The following is a 17,135-nucleotide window of genomic DNA, read 5'->3' as shown; positions in this document are numbered from 1 at the left end:
CACAAGCGGTCCCGGAGCTATCCACAGGCGAGGAGGTCATTGTGCACAGGTCGGCGCCAGACACAGCATGTTGGGGTGGTGGACCCGGTGGGCCCCTAGGGGTAGTGTCTTGTCTCGCGGGGCCGCCATGGCCTTCCGCGAATGACAGATGTGTGGTTACACCGGCGCGATCCCCCTGCGGGGTGATACGTCCGGCTCGCCACCGGAACCCGAGGAAGTGACCGATATGGCGATCATCGTCTACTCCAAGCCCAACTGCGTGCAGTGCAGCGCTACCTACCGCGCTCTGGACAAGGCGGGTCTGGTCTACCGGACGGTGGACGTCGCGCTCGATGTCGAGGCCCTGGAGCAGGTCAGGGCCCTCGGCTATGCCCAGGCCCCTGTGGTCGTGGCCGGGGAGGATCACTGGTCGGGTTTCCGTCCGGACAAGATCAAGGCTCTGGCCGTCGCCGTCGAGGCCCTCGCGGTCTGAGGGGCGTGCCCTCCTCGAGTCCCGGGGGCGGTCCGCTCCTGGTGTACTTCTCCTCCGCCTCGGAGAACACGCATCGCTTCGTGGGCAGGCTCGGTTATCGCAGTGCGCGTATTCCGCTGCGCCGTCGGGATGAGCCGCTTACGGTCGGCGAGGGGTATGTCCTGTTCGTGCCGACCTACGGCGGGGGTCCGTCAAGGGGGGCCGTGCCCAAGCAGGTCATCGCGTTCCTCAACGACCCGCGCAACCGTTCCCTGTGCCGGGGCGTGATCGCCTCGGGGAACACCAACTTCGGTGAGGCGTACTGCCTCGCCGGCGACATTATCGCGAGCAAGCTCGGGGTGCCGTTCCTGTACCGCTACGAGTTGCTGGGGACGCCCACCGACGTCGCACGCGTCAGACAAGGATTGGAAGACTTTTGGCAGACACGCTGACGGACACCGGGCTGGAGCCCGCCCCCTCCCCGGAGCTCGACTACCACGCTCTCAACGCCAGGCTGAACCTGTACGACGCCAGCGGGAGGATCCAGTTCGACGCGGACCGCCAGGCCGCGCGCCAGTACTTCCTCCAGCACGTCAACCAGAACACGGTCTTCTTCCACGACATCGAGGAGAAGCTCGACTACCTGGTCGAGGAGGGCTACTACGAGGGGGGCGTCCTGGAGCGCTACTCCCCGGAGTTCGTCAAGGCCGCCTTCAAGGCCGCCTACGCGCACAGGTTCCGCTTCGAGACCTTCCTGGGCGCCTTCAAGTACTACACCTCGTACACGCTCAAGACCTTCGACGGAAAGCGCTACCTGGAGCGCTTCGAGGACCGGGTCACCATGGTGGCCCTGGCGCTGGCCGACGGCGATGAGCGGCTGGCCCTGGACCTCATTGAGGAGATGATGACCGGCCGCTTCCAGCCGGCCACGCCCACGTTCCTCAACGAGGGCAAGGCCCAGCGCGGTGAGCCCGTCTCCTGCTTCCTCGTGCGCATCGAGGACAATATGGAGTCGATCGCCCGGGGCATCAACTCCGCCCTGCAGCTGTCCAAGCGGGGCGGGGGAGTGGCTCTGCTGCTGAGCAACCTGCGTGAGATGGGCGCGCCCATCAAGCGCATTGAGAACCAGTCCAGCGGCGTCATCCCGGTGATGAAGCTGCTGGAGGACTCCTTCTCCTACGCCAACCAGCTGGGGGCGCGCCAGGGCGCGGGGGCCGTGTACCTGCACGCCCACCACCCCGACATTATGCGGTTCCTGGACACCAAGCGCGAGAACGCGGATGAGAAGATCCGCATCAAGACCCTGTCGCTCGGCGTCGTCATTCCCGATATCACCTTCGAGCTGGCCCGGAATGACGAGGACATGTACCTGTTCAGCCCCTACGACGTCGAGCGCGTCCACGGGGTGCCGTTCGCGGACCTCGATGTCACCGAGAAGTACCGCGAGATGGTCGACGACGCGCGCATCAAGAAGACCAAGATCAACGCGCGCAGGTTCTTCCAGACCCTGGCCGAGATCCAGTTCGAGTCGGGCTACCCGTACGTCGTGTTCGAGGACACGGTCAACCGCGCCAACCCGGTCAAGGGCAAGGTGGTCATGTCCAACCTGTGCTCGGAGATCCTGCAGGTCTCCGAGCCGAGCGTGCTGAATGAGGACCTGTCCTACGCGCACGTCGGCAAGGACATCTCCTGCAACCTGGGCAGCCTCAATATCGCCAAGACGATGGATTCCCCAGACTTCGCTAAGACGATCGCGACCGCGGTGCGGGGACTGACCGCCGTCTCGGAGCAGACCCACCTGCCGAGCGTGCCCTCGATCGACCGCGGCAACCGCGAGTCCCACGCCATCGGCCTGGGGCAGATGAACCTTCACGGCTTCCTCGCCCGCGAGAGGATCCTCTACGGCAGCCAGGAGGGCCTGGACTTCACCAACGTCTACTTCGCCTGCGTGCTCTTCGCGGCCCTGAGCGCCTCGCACGACCTCGCCGTCGAGCGTGGCCGGACCTTCGTCGGCTTCGAGGATTCCGCGTACGCCACCGGCGAGTTCTTCGAGAAGTACACGACTCAGGATTTCGTCCCTGCGACGGATCGCGTCCGAGAGATCTTCGAGTCCTCCAGCGTGCACGTGCCCACGCGCGCGGACTGGGCGGAGCTGGCCGAGAAGATCCGGCGCGACGGCATCTACAACCGCAACCTGCAGGCGGTGCCGCCGACCGGCTCGATCTCCTACATCAACCACTCGACGTCGTCGATCCACCCCATTGTGGCCAAGATTGAGATCCGCAAGGAGGGCAAGATCGGGCGCGTCTACTACCCGGCTCCCTACATGACGGACGACAACCTGGAGTACTACCAGGACGCCTACGAGATCGGCCCGGAGAAGATCATTGACACCTACGCCGCGGCCACCCAGCACGTGGACCAGGGCCTGAGCCTCACCCTGTTCTTCCCGGACACCGCGACCACGCGCGACGTCAACCGGGCCCAGATCTACGCCTGGCGCAAGGGCATCAAGACCCTCTACTACATCCGCCTGCGCCAGGCGGCCCTGACCGGCACCGAGGTCGAGGGCTGCGTCTCCTGCATGTTGTGAGGCTCTGGTCCTTGTTCGAGCCGCGCATGGAAGCGGGTAGAACGTGGTAGTTGCTCATGTGCGCGACTCTGGGGCATATGATCATCTTCATGACCACGAGGAACCGCTGCTGTCGTTTGCCGATGGTGTTGCGTGGGCGTGGCATCGTGGAGGTGACTGGCGCTCGGCGGTCGAGAGGCTCCACATCACGACGATCAAGGTCGACATCACCTGAGACAACGCGAAACCCGGCTCACCCACCGTCCGGAAGGCTACCGGGCTCACTTCGCAAGGCTACTGCCCTGAGCACGATCAGGATACGTCAGCATTGCTGGCAACGCTGGCGTTACCGGGTTTGCTGACTCGGTAACGTCCACTGCTGTCCAACGCGGCGGTATAGCGCTCGGAGTAAAGGTCGAATAAAGACTGGCACGGCCCAGGAACGGCATGATTCCGCGGGACCTGACCCGGTTGCCGGCGTCGGAGATGTTTCTAAACCTCCGATATGGACAGACGGTGTTTACAGTGCTTCCAGTGTTTGGAGCCTCCTACTCGGCGAGCAGGTAAGCGCGGTTGCGGCTGGTAGGCGGTGCGGTTGCGGTAATCAGCCCGTCACCAACCAGTTCGCGCAGAAGCGGGCGGAGGGCGGAGAGGGATTTGCCCGTCTGCTCGGCGATCTCCTGAATTTTCAGTGGCTCCCGGGAGTCGAGAACGGACAGGACCTCCCACCTGGCTCCGGTGGACGGCATGCCCAGCTTCGGATCGGCGAGTACATAAGGGCCGTCATTCATGCCGATCAGAAGTCCCTCCGCTACGAGCTCGCCGAGGAGATCCCGTACGTCGTCGGAGTCGAGGCCGAGATTTCGCCGTATATCCACTACCCACACCTTCCCGTCTCTACGGGTCAGCGCCAGAACGGAATCCGCGGCGGTGTTCCGCGGCCCGCCGGGAAGACTGTCGAGCCACGCTCGCACATCGGGGTCAAGGAGACCGAAACGGGAGAGTTTCACCGTCACGCGGTCGATCGTTGTCGCATCGTAGTCCGGAGCGGGAAGACCTTGTTGGCGCATGGCATTGATCATGCGAGGAACGCCGGTTCCGGCGGCCTCGGCGACCATACCCCTGCTATGAGGTCTGGGGACGCTGCGCAGAAGGTTCGCAAGAACCTTGTTGCGAGAGACGGGAAGCCCCTCGTCAATGTTGGTGATGGTCCTGCCTCCGTAGAGACCGCCGGGATTCCCGACCTCAACTCGGTCCTGATAGATATCCACAGCAACTGTCTGACCTTGAGCGTGCGCGGAGTAGTCGCGGTGCATTACTGCGTTTGTGATGGCCTCGCGCAAAACATCTTCTGGAATTTCGAGAATATCTTCAGCCAACGCTCCCTTCGTAATTCGTCGGTGGCGCAGATTCCGCGTTACTGCGGACACGGCATCCTCCACCATGAGCGGAATAGGGCCGTCGCACACCTGTCTATCGAGGAATCGCACGCTGGTGTCCTGGGCTTTCTGCGTGCCAGGGTGGACCGCTACATCAACCACCAGCCGTGGAAATTCTTGCTGCGGATAGGGTGCTAGCGTTGCATATCCGGCGAAGGTCGGAACACCGTCGGACGTGAGGATGTTGAGCCGCTTGAGGGCCGTCTCCCGGTCGTCCTTGTTGATGTGGTCAAGGATGTGAGAGCTGCTGCTGCGAAGCTCACTGAGGAGGCGATCCACGCTCTGGGGGTTGAGATCCTCAATGGTTGTTCCAAGCACTGGCTCACGGTCTGTGGGATCCTCGATCCGACGGGTTCTCAGGACGTGCACCTCGTAAGGAGACAGGCGGACGTCATGATCGTCCATACGTTTGAAACTGCCGTTCAGAATCCCTTTAACAATGACATAGCATGGCATGTCAATGTCCAGACGCTCGCGCAGGGATGGCACGTTGAGGACGACTACGGGACGGCCGTCCACGGTGTCGCGCTCTGGGACGCAGTCCGGCACCGGTGCTACTTTGGCGCTTCCCTGCGGCGAGGCATCGAGTCCTGAGATCAGGGCGTCAATCCGACGTTTGGCCACCGCCTCGGTGAACCCCTTGGCCGGCTGGAAGTCCTCGCGCTCATCAAGGCCGAGGATGATGGTTCCGCCATCTGTATTGGCGAAGGCGGACACGGTGTCCCAGATGCTCTTCGGCAGGTCGCGAACAGCGGCCTTCGCTTCCACGGAGGCGTCGTCGCTGCGTTGGCGGCGCATGCGTGCGACATGCTGATGCAGTTCGTCGGCGTTCACGGTCGTCACTGTACCTCAGTGAGGTCGTCACTTTGTAGAGTGAGGCGCTCAGTTTCTACAGTGAGGTCGTCACTTTGTAGAGTGAGGCGCTCAGTTTCTACAGTGAGGATGCTGGTGAGGGTCGGGCGGGTCGCCTCTGTCGTCTTGTCGCAAGACCTTCAACTATGGTCATCGCTCCCGGCGCTGGGCGGAATCGGCCGGATCCCGACGTCCCTGCCGATTCCTCTATCAGGGGAGCTCTACCCGTTCTCGACCCGCGCTAGCTCGCGTACGGTCGAGAGCATGCCGCACAGTCAGATCCACTCCCGACTTCGTCATCGACACAGCATTCCGCAGATCCTTCTGACGGCCATCGTCTTGGCCCAACCGACCTGGCCGGCCAGGCTGGCGTGGGCATTCTGAGTGCTGCCGGAACTGAATGCGCATGGGAGAGGGGCCGCCGGCCCATCGGCTTCCTCCGGCGAGCCTCTAGCGGCGTGCCCGGTGCGGGTCGATCAGGCGCTGCGCTGGGCCAGCAGCCAGTTCCGCACGCCCGTCAGCTTGTAGGCGGGCTCGAAGGAGGCCATGTGCTCCATCGACTGCGGGTTCGCCTCCAGCACCGTGCCCGCGACGAAGGAGGAGAAGTTCCGCTGCTTCCCCTTGCCGAATAGCGCTTGCGTCTGCTGGAGAAGCGCGGAGGGGCCCGCCGTCGCATCCCACTCCTCATCGGCGACCGCGAAATCCACACTCGCCTGGGTCAGCATGTCCTTGGTGGCGGTCTGACCCTCCAGGGCCCTGTCGTCACCGCCCGCGACATGGTAAATGAATGTGGACTCGCCCAGACCGGAGAGCTGACTGGGATCCCACTGCCCGTCGACGAACATGAGAGCAGTGAACAGATCGGGCTGTTTACCGGCCAGAACCAAGTGGATCATGCACCCCATCGATTGCCCGGTTCCGTAGACGCGGGCGGGATCAATGGCGTACTGGCTCTGAAGCCATGTGACGAAGCGGCCGGTGAGGTCGAGCCAATCGGTCGTCGTGTAACCGTCATGGTCGTCCAGAACCGTCTCGGTGTAGGAGGGCACCACCACAATGCAGGGGTCGGTCGCCTGCGTGACGCTGCTCGCCCAAATGAGCGCGCCGTACTGCGACAACGGAGTGGTGGGGTCGTCGGATACGGTGCTGGCGTCCGCGATGTAGTGCACCAGTGGATAGGAGCCCGAGCCGGAATACCCCTCGGGTAGGAATACATTGAAAGCGAGTTCTTTGCCGGTATCCGGATCGCTGTACGCCTCCTGAGTGAATTTGCCCTGCGCCTCCGCGACAAGATCGTCGAGAGAGGGAGCATCCGGCTCGCCCGATGCTGGAGCGCTCGCTGTGGAGCCGGCTGAACCGCTGCCTCCCTGCGCGTCTTCCGTGGTGCGCGTGCCTTCGCTGCTCGGCGAGGACGCCTGAGAGCATGCGGCGATCCCCGAGGCCGCGATCCCGATGGAGGCGGTGCCCAGGATGGAGCGACGCGATACATGTGCTGAGTAACGAACCATTTGTGCAATCTACGCGAATGCCAGTGACTATTGTGGAGTGCAAGACTTTTGACAGGTAATTCATGAATTTCTCTTATGCTGGTCACAGCAGTGCTCTCAAGTGTTTGTTCCAGTGGAAAGAGGCGCTGCTCTCGGCTGCGGAGGCGCTGGGGTCGAGTAGCGGCGCGGGTACGTGTGGGTAGTAGTGACGGGTTTGCGTGTCGCACCGGGCCAGTAGCGTGAGGGCATGAGCATCACCGCCGCCGACATTCCCCGCCCCTATGTCGATCGGCCCACTGTCGCGAACAACGGTTCCATCCATCCCGGTGGTACGCCCCTGAGTACCCCGTACCTCGATGGCCCGACCCCGACCCAGCAAGCCGAATGCGCTCCGTGGAGAGCCGAAGTCGCCGTCGAGATGCTCTCCGCCGCCTTCCTTCACCGCCCAGCGGCCCTCCCGCTCATACGCGAGGTCTTCACTCCGCTGATCCTTCTCATGACGGGCATTCAGGTCCTCGCCGTGATTGACGACGACCCCGCCACCGGCTCCCTTCCGCTTCTCATTGTTCTGATTCTCGCCTGCCTCATCGCCCTCTACGTCAGTTACTGGCAGTGGAAGTCGAGCCGCGTTCACGTGCGCGCCGCCGCCGTCTGGGCGCGCAGCGCCCCAATGCCCCGGCGATCCGGGGACCATCATGGGGGTCCGCGGACCTCCTCGATCGGAACGGGCGCTCCCGATGACGATGCCGTCCGCCGCGGCGGCCCGTCCGCTATCGGCCAGTGGTTGCGAGCCGCACTGCCCCGCCGCCTGCCCGGCCTGGTGTGGGCGGTCCTGGCACCCTCGGTCGTGACGTCCCTTGTGCGCGCCTATGCGCCGGCCCCTTCCAGGACAGCGCGCGCCTGGTGGGGACGGTCCTGGTGCTCGGCGTCGTCCTCGGCGGCCTGCTCAGTAATATTGTGCTATCAATGCGGCTCAGGCGCGTCCGCTCCCTCATCGGGCTGACGGGCCTGGAAGCCGACCCCTGGAATCTCGCCCAGCGGTTCACCGACGACCCCATGGTGCTGCCGAAGGATGAGCCGGTGATGCCGCGCTCCGGCGGTGCCGGAGCGGTATGCGCCCGTTTCGCCGGTACGAGGACTCGCCCCAACCGCTCCGGACTCGTCGATGTCACGCTCCTGGACACCCAGGTGGCCCTCCTGCCCAAGGCCGCCGCGGACATCGCCGGCCCCGGCACCTCGTGGGCGGGGCGGTCTCGGGAAGGTGCAGTCGGGGACGTGATCCGGGCGAGGACCGCACTGGCCAACCTGCTGGATTCGGCGCGCGCCGTGGCCCGTTACGGTCAGCGCGCCTTCGATGTCGGCGTCCTGTTCACCGCCGCCATGATCCTCTATGTCGGCGCCAGGCCCTGGGTCAGTGGCGACGCCCTCGCCTGGCGCACTGCGACGCCGGTGCTCCTCAGCGCCACAGCCGCGCTCCTGGGGACCGCCATCCTCGGCTCGGAGCTGCCGGCATTCATCGACGGCGCCGTCGCCGAGCGGCTGCACCTGCGGGCGCTGAGGGCCTGGGCCGACTCCTGCCGCCTCCACCCGGCCCATGACTCGACGCTGCCGGCGTGGATACGGGAAGGGCTGTGGCGCCGCGTCCGTCATCAGTCGGTTCGTGCGGGCCTGTGGGGGATGGGGCTGTGGATACTCATCCTCCTGACCGTCGGCGTCCTTATTGTGGGCTGCTCGGCGGGGGAGACGCCGGCGAGCCTGGGACGCTCCGTTCGCTTCTTGACTGTCGCCACCCTTCGCTCCTGGGGGCTCGGGTACGTCGAGCTCGGCCTCCTGCTCGCCACCGGCCTGGGCGTCTGGGCGTTCACGGTGCTGGGGCGTCTGCGCTGGGGGCGGCGGATCGGGCGCCTGGAGCATGAGCTTCTGGCAGATGGCCTGGCGCGCGTCGGCGCTGACGGCCTCGTGGTCATCGGCGATACCGGGGTTCCGTTATCGTCGCTATCGTCCTTGTCCGCGCTGGGCTCGACGGCGGTGCTGGAGGCGCCCGATGAGGCTCTCATCGCCGGACCGGGGGCATGGTCCGCGGTCACCTCTGCCGCATCGACGGGTGTCGTCACGCCATGGGAGTGCGGGGTGGCCGTTGAACGGCTCAGCCGCCTGGCCGCCGACCGCCATCGCAGTTCCTCGGGCGGTTGGCTCCCCCTCCACGCCGGCCTGCTGCTGTTCGCTCTGGCAGTCACTCGGCTCGGGGCAGGGCAAGGGTGGATTCTCGGCGTTCTCGTGGCGGTGCTGGGGGGACTCATGATGATCGGCGGGTCGCTCTCCTTCCTGCGGGACGTCGGCTATGACGCCCGGCTGAGACGCGCCCTGATGAGCTGGGCGCGGGAGGCATGCGGTCCCTGGATCTGGCCGGGGGCCCGTGGCCAGGACGGCGACAGCAGCGGAAGCGCGCTCGCGGCCTGGTGGGCTGTTGACGGAAGCGCCAAGCCGGCGTCCTTCTTCCTGATCATGGGTGAGACGGCGGTCCTGTGGTGGCTGCTCTTGCCGACGGGCGGTGCACCCGATGCGGCCGCGATGATTCTCATGGGTCTGCCGCTGCTGGCGTGGCTCGTCGGCGTGGTCAAGCTCATGCCTCTGGCGGCGGGCGCGCACCGCGCCCGGCTGGCGGTCGGCCTGCCCGGAAAATGGCGGGTGCAGGACCATGTCCAGGAGCATGCCGGGGTCCAGGAGCATGCCGGGACGGATGGGCGAACCACGACGACGATTCCGGGCTGGCGGGTGCTCGGGATGCCAACCTCGACGATGGGAGGGGGCGGCTGGGGACGGGGGTGGTGAGGTCCCGGTGATCGTGCTGATGCGGATGACGCCGCCGGTGCGGCCCGGCTCAGTGATGCTCGGCTTGCCGGAGCTCCTCGCTCATATCCTCGCTCAGATCCGCCTCTTCGAACTCCTCGGTCAGTGGCAGTCTCAGCCGGAAGTCGGTGCCCAGGCAGAGCTCCGCGACGCCCCGGGTCAGTTCGAAGTCCACAAGATGGCCGCCCCAGCTGCGGTCCTCGTCAATGACGTGGGCGTGGCAGCCGGCCACGGAGATCCCCTGCTCATACAGGGGCGTGCGAAAACCGGCGACGGTTCCCTCGAAGTCCTCGTGCCGGACCACCTCTTCGCCGCCGGTGGCCTCGATCAGAGGCCGATAGGGGCGCTCCTGCTTGACGACGGTCCGGGCGCTTGCCCATGCGAAGCGGCCCGTCAGCCGCAGTGCGTACATGTAGTTCGAGCTCGGTACGAGAGTGTCGATGATCTCTGAGAACTCCTGGCGACTGAGTCCGCCGTCCACGTCTTGGCGGAGGGTCGGCACGAAGTTCGTCACGACGGCGTACGGCGTGCGCTCGCCCAGGTCCGGCACGCTCACGGAGCCGTCGCCGCGCAGCCGGTAGCAGGTGCCGCCCAGGATCACCATCTCCCCGTCGAGTCCGTTGAAGGTGCCGATTCCGAAGGAGCCGTGCCCCAGCAGTTCGGCCAGCGTCATCTCATCCTCATAGACTCCCTGGGCCAGGGCCGTGATGAGGCTGGTCTGGAAGATCTGGTGGCGGGTGACGGTATGCGACCGCGAAGACGTCATGCGTCCAGGGTAAGGCAGTCGCATTGGCATGAAGCGGTGTTGACAGGTGGGCTCTGGCGCTATCGGCCGATCCGCCATACCTCGTCGCAGCGGTTCGCGCAGTCCGCCACCAGCCGGGCGTTGGGCAGATCGACGGCGCGCACCCAGTGCCCGGCATCGGCCCGATGCCGCCCGAAGGACATGTGCCGCGCCACCAGGCGCCGAATGAGCTCGGCCTCGTCCACCTCCACCATGATGAGCAGATCGATCCGCTCCCGGGCACCCTCCCAGCCCAGTGAATTCAGCGCCAAGTAGTTGCCCTCGGTCACGACGATCCCGCGGCCCGCGACGCGAGTGCCTGCCGCCACCGGCTCGTGCAGATCGCGCCGGTACACCGGCGCCAGGACCTCGCGGGGTTCGCCCTCCGGAGCGGCCTGACGCACCCGGTCCAGGATTGCCAGATAGCCGTCGACGTCGAAGGTGTCCGGTGCACCTTTGCGCTGGTGACGGCCGAGTTCGTCGAGGACCGCGTTGGAGAAGTGGAATCCGTCCATGGGCACGCTCCCGGCCAGCAGGCCCCGCCGTCTCAGTGCCGTCTCCAGTTCGGCGGCGAGTGTGGACTTGCCAGCCCCCGGCGCCCCGGTGATGCCGACGACGGCGCGACCGGACTCGGCCTGCTTCGTCAGCCGCACGGCGGCGTCGATGAGCCGGTTCAGGAGGTCGGGTGCCGCGCCGGTGAGCCGTGGGGGCGTGCTCGCGTGTCCGTTCATGGGCCCATTGTCCCGTTAGCCCCGGTCGTCTGGCCCGGTGCGCGATCGCGGTCCCGGCAAAGGCGGCCTCTGTGCGACTCTGATGTGCGCCGGGTGTGTGCGCGATGACGCGGCGAGGCCGTCGCGCCCTTGGGCGCACCGTCGTTAGCATGGGTGCACTGCGGCAGGCCGCAGGCGAGCACTCTCGGAGGAGCCCCATGCACGAGCCCATCAAGCTGGTCGACCGCGTCCAGGCCATCAACTGGAACCGCCTCGACGACGACAAGGACCTCGAGGTCTGGGACCGCCTCACCGGCAACTTCTGGCTGCCCGAGAAGGTGCCGTTGTCCAATGACGTGCAGTCGTGGGCCACCCTCAACGACGCCGAGAAGAACATGACCACCCGCGTCTTCACCGGCCTGACCCTGCTGGATACCATCCAGGGCACTGTCGGCGCGGTCTCCCTCATCCCCGACGCCCGCACCCCCCACGAGGAGGCGGTGCTCACCAACATCGCCTTCATGGAGTCGGTGCACGCGCGCTCCTACTCCTCCATCTTCTCCACCCTCATCTCCACCGCCGAGATCGACGAGGCCTTCCGCTGGAGCGAGGAGAACGAGAACCTTCAGCGCAAGGCCCGCATCATTCTGGACTACTACCGCGGTGACGACCCGGAGAAGCGCAAGGTGGCCTCCACCATGCTGGAGTCCTTCCTCTTCTACTCCGGCTTCTACGCCCCCATGTACTGGTCCAGCCACGCCAAGCTGACCAACACGGCCGATCTCATCAGGCTGATCATCCGCGACGAGGCCGTGCACGGCTACTACATCGGCTACAAGTACCAGCTGGCGGTGCGCGAGTCCTCCCAGTCCCGCCAGGACGAGCTCAAGGACTACACCTTCGAGCTCCTCATGGAGCTCTACGACAACGAGGAGCAGTACACCGAGGACCTCTACGACGAGCTGGGCCTGACCGAGGACGTCAAGAAGTTCCTGCGCTACAACGCCAACAAGGCGCTGATGAACCTGGGCTACGAGGCGCTGTTCCCGGCCGACGCCGTCGACGTCAACCCGGCGATCCTGGCCTCCCTGAGCCCTAATGCGGACGAGAACCACGACTTCTTCTCCGGCTCGGGCTCCTCCTACGTCATGGGGACCGCCGAGGCCACCCAGGACGAGGACTGGGAGTTCTAGGAAGACCTGATTCCTTTCAAAGGAAACTTCCATGAGTGTGACCATCACGAGCCGTGAGTTCAACCGGGACGTTTCGGCGGCCAAGCGGGCCGCCGAATCCGGGCCGGTGACGATCACCGATCACGGGCGCCGTTCCCATGTGCTGATGACGGTGGAGGATTTCGACCGGCTCACCGCAGGAAAGGAGCTGCTTGGGGATCGGCTCTGGCGGGGACAGGACCCCGATATCGAACTGCCGCTGCCGGAACGCGGGCTTGAGCCTCCGCGTGGGCTTGACCTGTGAGATATCTTCTCGACACGAACGTTCTGAGCGATGCTCGCCGACAGACGTTTCCGGAGCTCAATGCCTGGCTGGCCAGCCAGGTTCGCGCTGATCTGACGATCAGCATCATCAGCTTGCTGGAAATTGAGCGGGGCATCCTGCAAGTTGAGCGTCGTGATGCGTCCGCAGGACAGCATCTGAGGGCCTGGCTCGAGGCGGAGATCATGCCGGCGTTCTCCGGGCTCATTCTCCCCATCGACGTATCCGTGGCGCGGACTGCTGCTGGTCTGCACGTTCCTGACCCAATGCCGGAAATGGACGCACTCATCGCCGCGACAGCTATCGTCCACGATTTGATCCTGGTCACGCATAACACAAAAGATTTCGAACGGACGGGCATACGTCTGCTCGACCCTCGAAGGGGAGAATGATCGTCACCTCCTCCGTTCGTCCCCGTCTCAGGCCCACGGGTGCCGCGCCCCGCCGTCGTGCACCCACTGGCGTGATGGCATGAGTGAGCCGACCTCGTGACGGCTTAACCGCGGCCGACTGCGTCGCCCGTGTACCGCCGCCCCGGTATTTCCGGGAAGGTCGCGGAAGTGCCGGAACGCGACCGATTCACCCGGCTCACCTTTGGAGTATCCGGTGGGCGAGGGTCGTTGCCAACGTTTCGGGATCGGCGTCGTCGTCGATGGGAACAGTGAGCTGGTCGAGGATCAGCCCGTCGAGGGCGTAGTGGAAGAGCACGATGTCAGCAGGCTCGCCCGGCAGGCCCATCTTCGTGTTGAATTCGATGTCGGCGCGCAGCCCGTTGCGCCGCCAGGTGGCGAGGGCGTCGGCGACGGCTGGGCGTCGGGTGGCTTCCAGTCGCAGTTCGAAGAGCGCGATCGCAGCATCTCGGTCGGAGGTCAGCCGGTGCACGATGTCGCGCAGATATGCCGCGAATAGGTCAACGCTTGGGGACTCTTCGGCGAGGTCCGCATGAACGCCCGGGTCGGGCTGCAGGCGCTCGCTGATGCGGAGCAGGATTGCGTCGATGATCTCGTCACGCGATGCGAAGTAATTCGATGCGGTGCCCTTGGGCACGTCGGCTTCCGCGTCGATCGCGCGGTGAGTCAGACCGTGCGGGCCTCGCTGTGCCAGTACCCGCACGGCGGCATCGGCGAGGCGCATGCGTCTCTCGGTGTTTCGGGCCATATCGCATCCTACCGTTGACCACTACTGCTGTCGTGGTACTCTGAATCAACCACAACAATCGTAGTGATTGGAGAAGAGGATGCGTGAACTGGTCTATTACGTCGCGGTGTCGATCGACGGCTACATCGCCGCACCGGACGGCAGTTATGACGCCTTCCCCATCGAGGGCGATCACATGGAGGTCTATCTCGGCGAGTTCGCCGACGCCCTCCCCGCCCACGTGCTCACGGCCCTCGGGGTGGAGGCGCCGCTCGATCGCTTCGACACGGTGATCCAGGGTCGGGCCAGCTACGACGTCGCGCGCGCCGCGGGCATCGATCGCCCCTACGCACATTTGCACGAATACGTGGCGACACGATCCGAGGCCGTCGCACCGGAGGGGGTGACCTTCACCGCCGACGCCCTCGCCACCGTGCGCGAGCTGAAGCGGCAGCCCGGACAGGGCATCTACCTCTGCGGGGGCGGCGACCTCGCCGGGGCGCTCCTGCCCGAGATCGACCGGCTGATCCTCAAGCGCAATCCCGTCGTCCTCGGAAGCGGCATCCGGCTGTTCGGCACGACCGGGGCCACGATTCAGCGCTTCCGCCTGGTGGGGTCTCGCGCCTTCGAATCCGGTGTCGTGATCGAGGAATACGCCCGCGCGATCCAATAGCGAGCGACTCGGGAGGCCGAGAAGGAAGCTGCATGTGAGCTAAGACTCGTGCCGCCCTTCCAGCAACTCTATGCTGGGCTTATGTTCACACGCGTTTCAGTGTGGGCCCGGATCCTCCTGGTGCTGCTCGTGGTCGCAGCGCTGGTGCTGGTCGTCTGCGCGCGGCACCTATGGCTGGCCCCTTTTCCAAAACCGCGGCCAGATCCTCCTCAGGAGGACGTGGCGCTCGCCCAGGCCGCCCGGGACTACTTCTGCGCGCAGGAGGCCGTCACCACCTGTGACGCACAGGCCGGGTACTGGAACAACACGGGAATCATGACGACCGCGGATCTTCGCGCGGAGACCGGAGCGGAGGAGGTCATCACCCTGCTCACCGGAGCGGAGCAGGAGCTGGCAAACGAGATCGCCGCAGCCGCCGCGTCAAACGTGACGGTTGCGCTGTCCTGGAAGGTTGGCGGCCTCCCCCTGCGCATGGAGACTCAGCTGGGCGACAACAAGCACGAGCTGGCCCGCCCGGCCCTGACTCTTGCGCTGACACGTGCGGGTACCAGCGCCCGGTCGGTGACCCTGGACAGAAAGCATGTCGAGGTGGACTACGACAAGCACGACACGGTCCCGGAGGACCTGGACCTTCAGATACCGGAGGACCTTCAGGCGCCGCAGAGCGGCTGGAGTGGCGGGAGCGGCGAGAGCAGTGGCGAGGCGACGCTCTACTACAAGCAGACCTTCTCCAGCGGGAAGCGGTCCGTCGAGCTCTATCTCGAGCCTGGGCAGGCGATCGACACCACGCCTATCAATGCGCTCCTGGCCACGGAGGAGCGCAGCAAGTACGGGAGCACGTTGCAGGCCTACGGTGGCGAGAGCGGCCTGACGAGGATCAGCGTCTGCGAACTCAACGGCGATCAGGACCATCGGCTCACCTCCGACGAGACGACTGGCCTCATCCGCGCCGTCGCCGACTGCAATGGCCTGAGCGCCCTCGAGCTGTCCACCGGGAGCGTGGCCAGCCGCACGAGCGTGGCGGCCTACGCCTGCACCGATTCCACTCTGAGCGTCGACCGGGAGGCCGACTATGACGAGGACCTTGACCCCGTCCTGGCTCAGGAGCTGCTCGACGCCGCACGCGCCTAGCGGGCGCCGCGCCCCGCCGTCGGGCACCCGGCCTTCCCGCCCGAGGGTGTGATCGCTCGGTAGCCTGGCACCTATGAGTGATCCCGTGACGACCCGGCCGCGGCCGACTGCGCCGCCCGTGTACCGCCGCCCCGGCGCGTCCGGGAAGGTCACGGAGGTCAAGGCGCGCGGCTGGGGTCTGGACGACATCATTGACGCGGTGTTCTTCGCCGTTGCCGCCGCTGCCACGTTGTGGTTGGCCTGGCTGCTCATCGGTTCGGGGTGGCACCTGGACCCCTGGCTGGCGCTCAACTCGGTGCTCTTCTGGGCGGTGCTGGCCTATTTGGCCATCCCTCGCGTTCACCAGGTCCTCACCTGGCTGTACGTGCCCGACTACTTCATCGGTCGCACGCGCACTCCGGACGGTCTCCTGGGCGACCCCGTCAACCTGGCGGTTCACGGGGACGAGGACGATATCCATGCGGCGATGCGAGCAGCCGGCTGGGTGCGCGCCGACGCGATCACGCCGCGCTCCGCCCTGCGCATCGTCGTTTCCTCCCTGCTGCGCCGCTCCTACCCGGCGGCCCCGGTCTCCACCCTGGTGCTCTTCGGGCGCGGCCAGGACTTCGCCTACCAGAAGGAGGTCGAGGGCAACCCCTCCCAGCGCCACCACGTGCGCTTCTGGCACACCCCGGCCGGCTGGGTCCTGCCCGGCGGGCGCAGCGTGGATTGGCTGGCCGGCGCGACCTACGACCGCTCCGTGGGGCTGAGCGCCCTCACCTTCCAGGTCACCCACAAGATCGATGCGGATATCGACATCGAGCGCAACTTCGTCGTCGACGACGTCCGCTGGGCCAATGCGGAGGCGGACCTGGGGGTGTGGCCGGACTTCTTCACTGCCTACCACGACAAGAACGGCGGCGGGGACCGGGTGGAGACCGACGGCGACCTCTACGTGCTGGACCTGGACGCCGTCGTTCCGGAGTCGGTGGACTCCGTCGAGCTGGCCCGGGCGCGAGCGGCGGACGCCCAGGCGAACCGTCAGCGGCCTCCTCAGCTGCTCGTGGCCCTGATCCTCATCATGCTGCTGGTCGGGGTGCAGTCGGCTCAACTCATCCGCGATCCTGATGTGGGGAGTGTGGCGGCGGAACTCGCCGATGAGGGCGTAGCCGGGGCCACCGGGCTCGTCTACGGGGTGATCAGCTTCTTCTCGGCCGCCATGATTGCGACTGTGGCGGCACTGGGGCTGGCGGCCTGGCGCGGGCACCCGCGCGGCCGGATCGCCCTCCTCGCGACGCTGACGCTCGCCGTTCTGACAGACATGTCCCAGGTCTCCGCCGTCGGAGTGCGGGCCGCCACGGCCTCCCTCATCGTGACGTCGGGGCTGGGGGTTCTGGCTCTCCTGGCGCTGACCGCGCGACCGGTCCAGCGCTGGGAGCGCTCGCGCAAGGCCGAGCGGCAGGCGTGGGCGACAGCGCGATCGGGGAACTAGGGCCTGAGGCGATAGCGAGCAGTGCGCCTCATAATGCCCCGCAACCGAGAGTCCGCCGTGTGTCTTTGGGGGCTCCGTGGACTC

16 protein-coding genes are annotated in these 17,135 nt (G+C 65.9%); 11 read left to right on the top strand and 5 right to left on the bottom strand.

The features are described from left to right. Nucleotides 1–226: 226 nt before the first annotated feature. The 3 genes from nrdH to nrdE are packed head-to-tail and all read left to right on the top strand — an operon-like array spanning nt 227 to nt 3,044. Complete coding sequence (gene nrdH, locus W5W_RS0101815; RefSeq protein ID WP_017194108.1) at nt 227–472, top strand: glutaredoxin-like protein NrdH; 246 nt, start codon at nt 227–229, stop codon at nt 470–472. A gap of 5 nt (nt 473–477) precedes the next feature. Further along, entirely contained in the window at nt 478–903 is a 426-nt protein-coding gene (gene nrdI, locus W5W_RS0101810; RefSeq protein WP_017194107.1) for a class Ib ribonucleoside-diphosphate reductase assembly flavoprotein NrdI, read from the top strand. After that, complete coding sequence (gene nrdE / locus W5W_RS0101805) at nt 888–3,044, top strand: class 1b ribonucleoside-diphosphate reductase subunit alpha (RefSeq protein ID WP_017194106.1); 2,157 nt, start codon at nt 888–890, stop codon at nt 3,042–3,044. The genes nrdI and nrdE overlap by 16 nt, the downstream gene beginning before the upstream one ends. Nucleotides 3,045–3,571: 527 nt before the next feature. On the opposite strand, the gene W5W_RS0101795 is transcribed toward nrdE, so the two are convergent. Both W5W_RS0101795 and W5W_RS0101785 read right to left on the bottom strand, forming a co-directional pair. Then, nucleotides 3,572–5,296: an ATP-binding protein gene (locus W5W_RS0101795; RefSeq protein WP_238533221.1), complete on the bottom strand. Its 1,725-nt coding sequence runs from the start codon at nt 5,294–5,296 to the stop codon at nt 3,572–3,574. A 494-nt stretch (nt 5,297–5,790) separates the two neighbouring features. Beyond that, nucleotides 5,791–6,822: a carboxylesterase family protein gene (locus W5W_RS0101785; protein ID WP_017194102.1), complete on the bottom strand. Its 1,032-nt coding sequence runs from the start codon at nt 6,820–6,822 to the stop codon at nt 5,791–5,793. Between the two features lie 226 nt (nt 6,823–7,048). Here W5W_RS0101785 and W5W_RS0101780 point away from each other — a divergent pair, with 226 nt between their 5' ends. Both W5W_RS0101780 and W5W_RS0101775 read left to right on the top strand, forming a co-directional pair. Continuing rightward, nucleotides 7,049–7,804, top strand: coding sequence for a hypothetical protein (locus tag W5W_RS0101780; RefSeq protein ID WP_017194101.1), 756 nt, complete (start codon nt 7,049–7,051; stop codon nt 7,802–7,804). After that, complete coding sequence (locus W5W_RS0101775) at nt 7,768–9,633, top strand: hypothetical protein (protein ID WP_017194100.1); 1,866 nt, start codon at nt 7,768–7,770, stop codon at nt 9,631–9,633. Before W5W_RS0101780 ends, W5W_RS0101775 begins: the two co-directional genes overlap by 37 nt. 49 nt (nt 9,634–9,682) lie before the next feature. Here W5W_RS0101775 and budA read toward each other — a convergent pair whose 3' ends face one another. Together budA and W5W_RS0101765 are read right to left on the bottom strand one after the other, a co-directional pair. Then, nucleotides 9,683–10,417 carry an acetolactate decarboxylase gene (gene budA, locus W5W_RS0101770; RefSeq protein WP_017194099.1) on the bottom strand — a complete coding sequence of 245 codons (735 nt, stop codon included), beginning with the start codon at nt 10,415–10,417 and terminating at the stop codon, nt 9,683–9,685. A 59-nt stretch (nt 10,418–10,476) separates the two neighbouring features. Continuing rightward, nucleotides 10,477–11,166 carry a nucleoside/nucleotide kinase family protein gene (locus tag W5W_RS0101765; RefSeq protein ID WP_017194098.1) on the bottom strand — a complete coding sequence of 230 codons (690 nt, stop codon included), beginning with the start codon at nt 11,164–11,166 and terminating at the stop codon, nt 10,477–10,479. Between the two features lie 197 nt (nt 11,167–11,363). On the opposite strand from W5W_RS0101765, the gene nrdF reads away from it, so the two are divergent. Genes nrdF through W5W_RS0101750 form a run of 3 tightly spaced genes read left to right on the top strand, consistent with a single transcriptional unit; the run spans nt 11,364 to nt 13,031 of the window. After that, a complete protein-coding gene (gene nrdF, locus W5W_RS0101760; protein WP_008732333.1) occupies nt 11,364–12,338 on the top strand; it encodes a class 1b ribonucleoside-diphosphate reductase subunit beta in 975 nt (324 codons plus the stop codon). 31 nt (nt 12,339–12,369) lie between these two features. Then, the gene (locus W5W_RS0101755) at nt 12,370–12,621 is read left to right on the top strand and encodes a type II toxin-antitoxin system prevent-host-death family antitoxin (protein WP_008732349.1); all 252 of its coding nucleotides are present in this window, start codon (nt 12,370–12,372) and stop codon (nt 12,619–12,621) included. After that, nucleotides 12,618–13,031, top strand: coding sequence for a type II toxin-antitoxin system VapC family toxin (locus W5W_RS0101750; protein ID WP_017194097.1), 414 nt, complete (start codon nt 12,618–12,620; stop codon nt 13,029–13,031). The genes W5W_RS0101755 and W5W_RS0101750 overlap by 4 nt, the downstream gene beginning before the upstream one ends. A 196-nt stretch (nt 13,032–13,227) precedes the next feature. Here the strand turns inward: W5W_RS0101750 and W5W_RS0101745 are convergent, their stop codons facing one another. After that, nucleotides 13,228–13,773, bottom strand: coding sequence for a TetR/AcrR family transcriptional regulator (locus W5W_RS0101745; protein ID WP_238533220.1), 546 nt, complete (start codon nt 13,771–13,773; stop codon nt 13,228–13,230). Between the two features lie 103 nt (nt 13,774–13,876). Between W5W_RS0101745 and W5W_RS0101740 the strand changes: the two genes are divergently transcribed. The 3 genes from W5W_RS0101740 to W5W_RS0101730 all read left to right on the top strand — a co-directional run bounded on the left by W5W_RS0101740 (nt 13,877) and on the right by W5W_RS0101730 (nt 17,051). Beyond that, a complete protein-coding gene (locus tag W5W_RS0101740; protein ID WP_017194095.1) occupies nt 13,877–14,449 on the top strand; it encodes a dihydrofolate reductase family protein in 573 nt (190 codons plus the stop codon). A gap of 81 nt (nt 14,450–14,530) precedes the next feature. Continuing rightward, a complete protein-coding gene (locus tag W5W_RS0101735) occupies nt 14,531–15,580 on the top strand; it encodes a hypothetical protein (protein ID WP_081486178.1) in 1,050 nt (349 codons plus the stop codon). A gap of 73 nt (nt 15,581–15,653) precedes the next feature. Continuing rightward, nucleotides 15,654–17,051 (top strand): LssY C-terminal domain-containing protein, encoded by a 1,398-nt coding sequence (locus W5W_RS0101730; protein ID WP_029574006.1) that lies wholly within the window; start codon nt 15,654–15,656, stop codon nt 17,049–17,051. Nucleotides 17,052–17,135 lie beyond the last annotated feature (84 nt).

Source organism: Actinomyces massiliensis 4401292 (assembly GCF_000269805.1).
In the GTDB taxonomy this organism is placed as follows: domain Bacteria; phylum Actinomycetota; class Actinomycetes; order Actinomycetales; family Actinomycetaceae; genus Actinomyces; species Actinomyces massiliensis.
The sequence above is the reverse complement of the archived record's forward strand: the minus strand, read 5'-3'. Positions and strand labels throughout refer to the sequence as shown.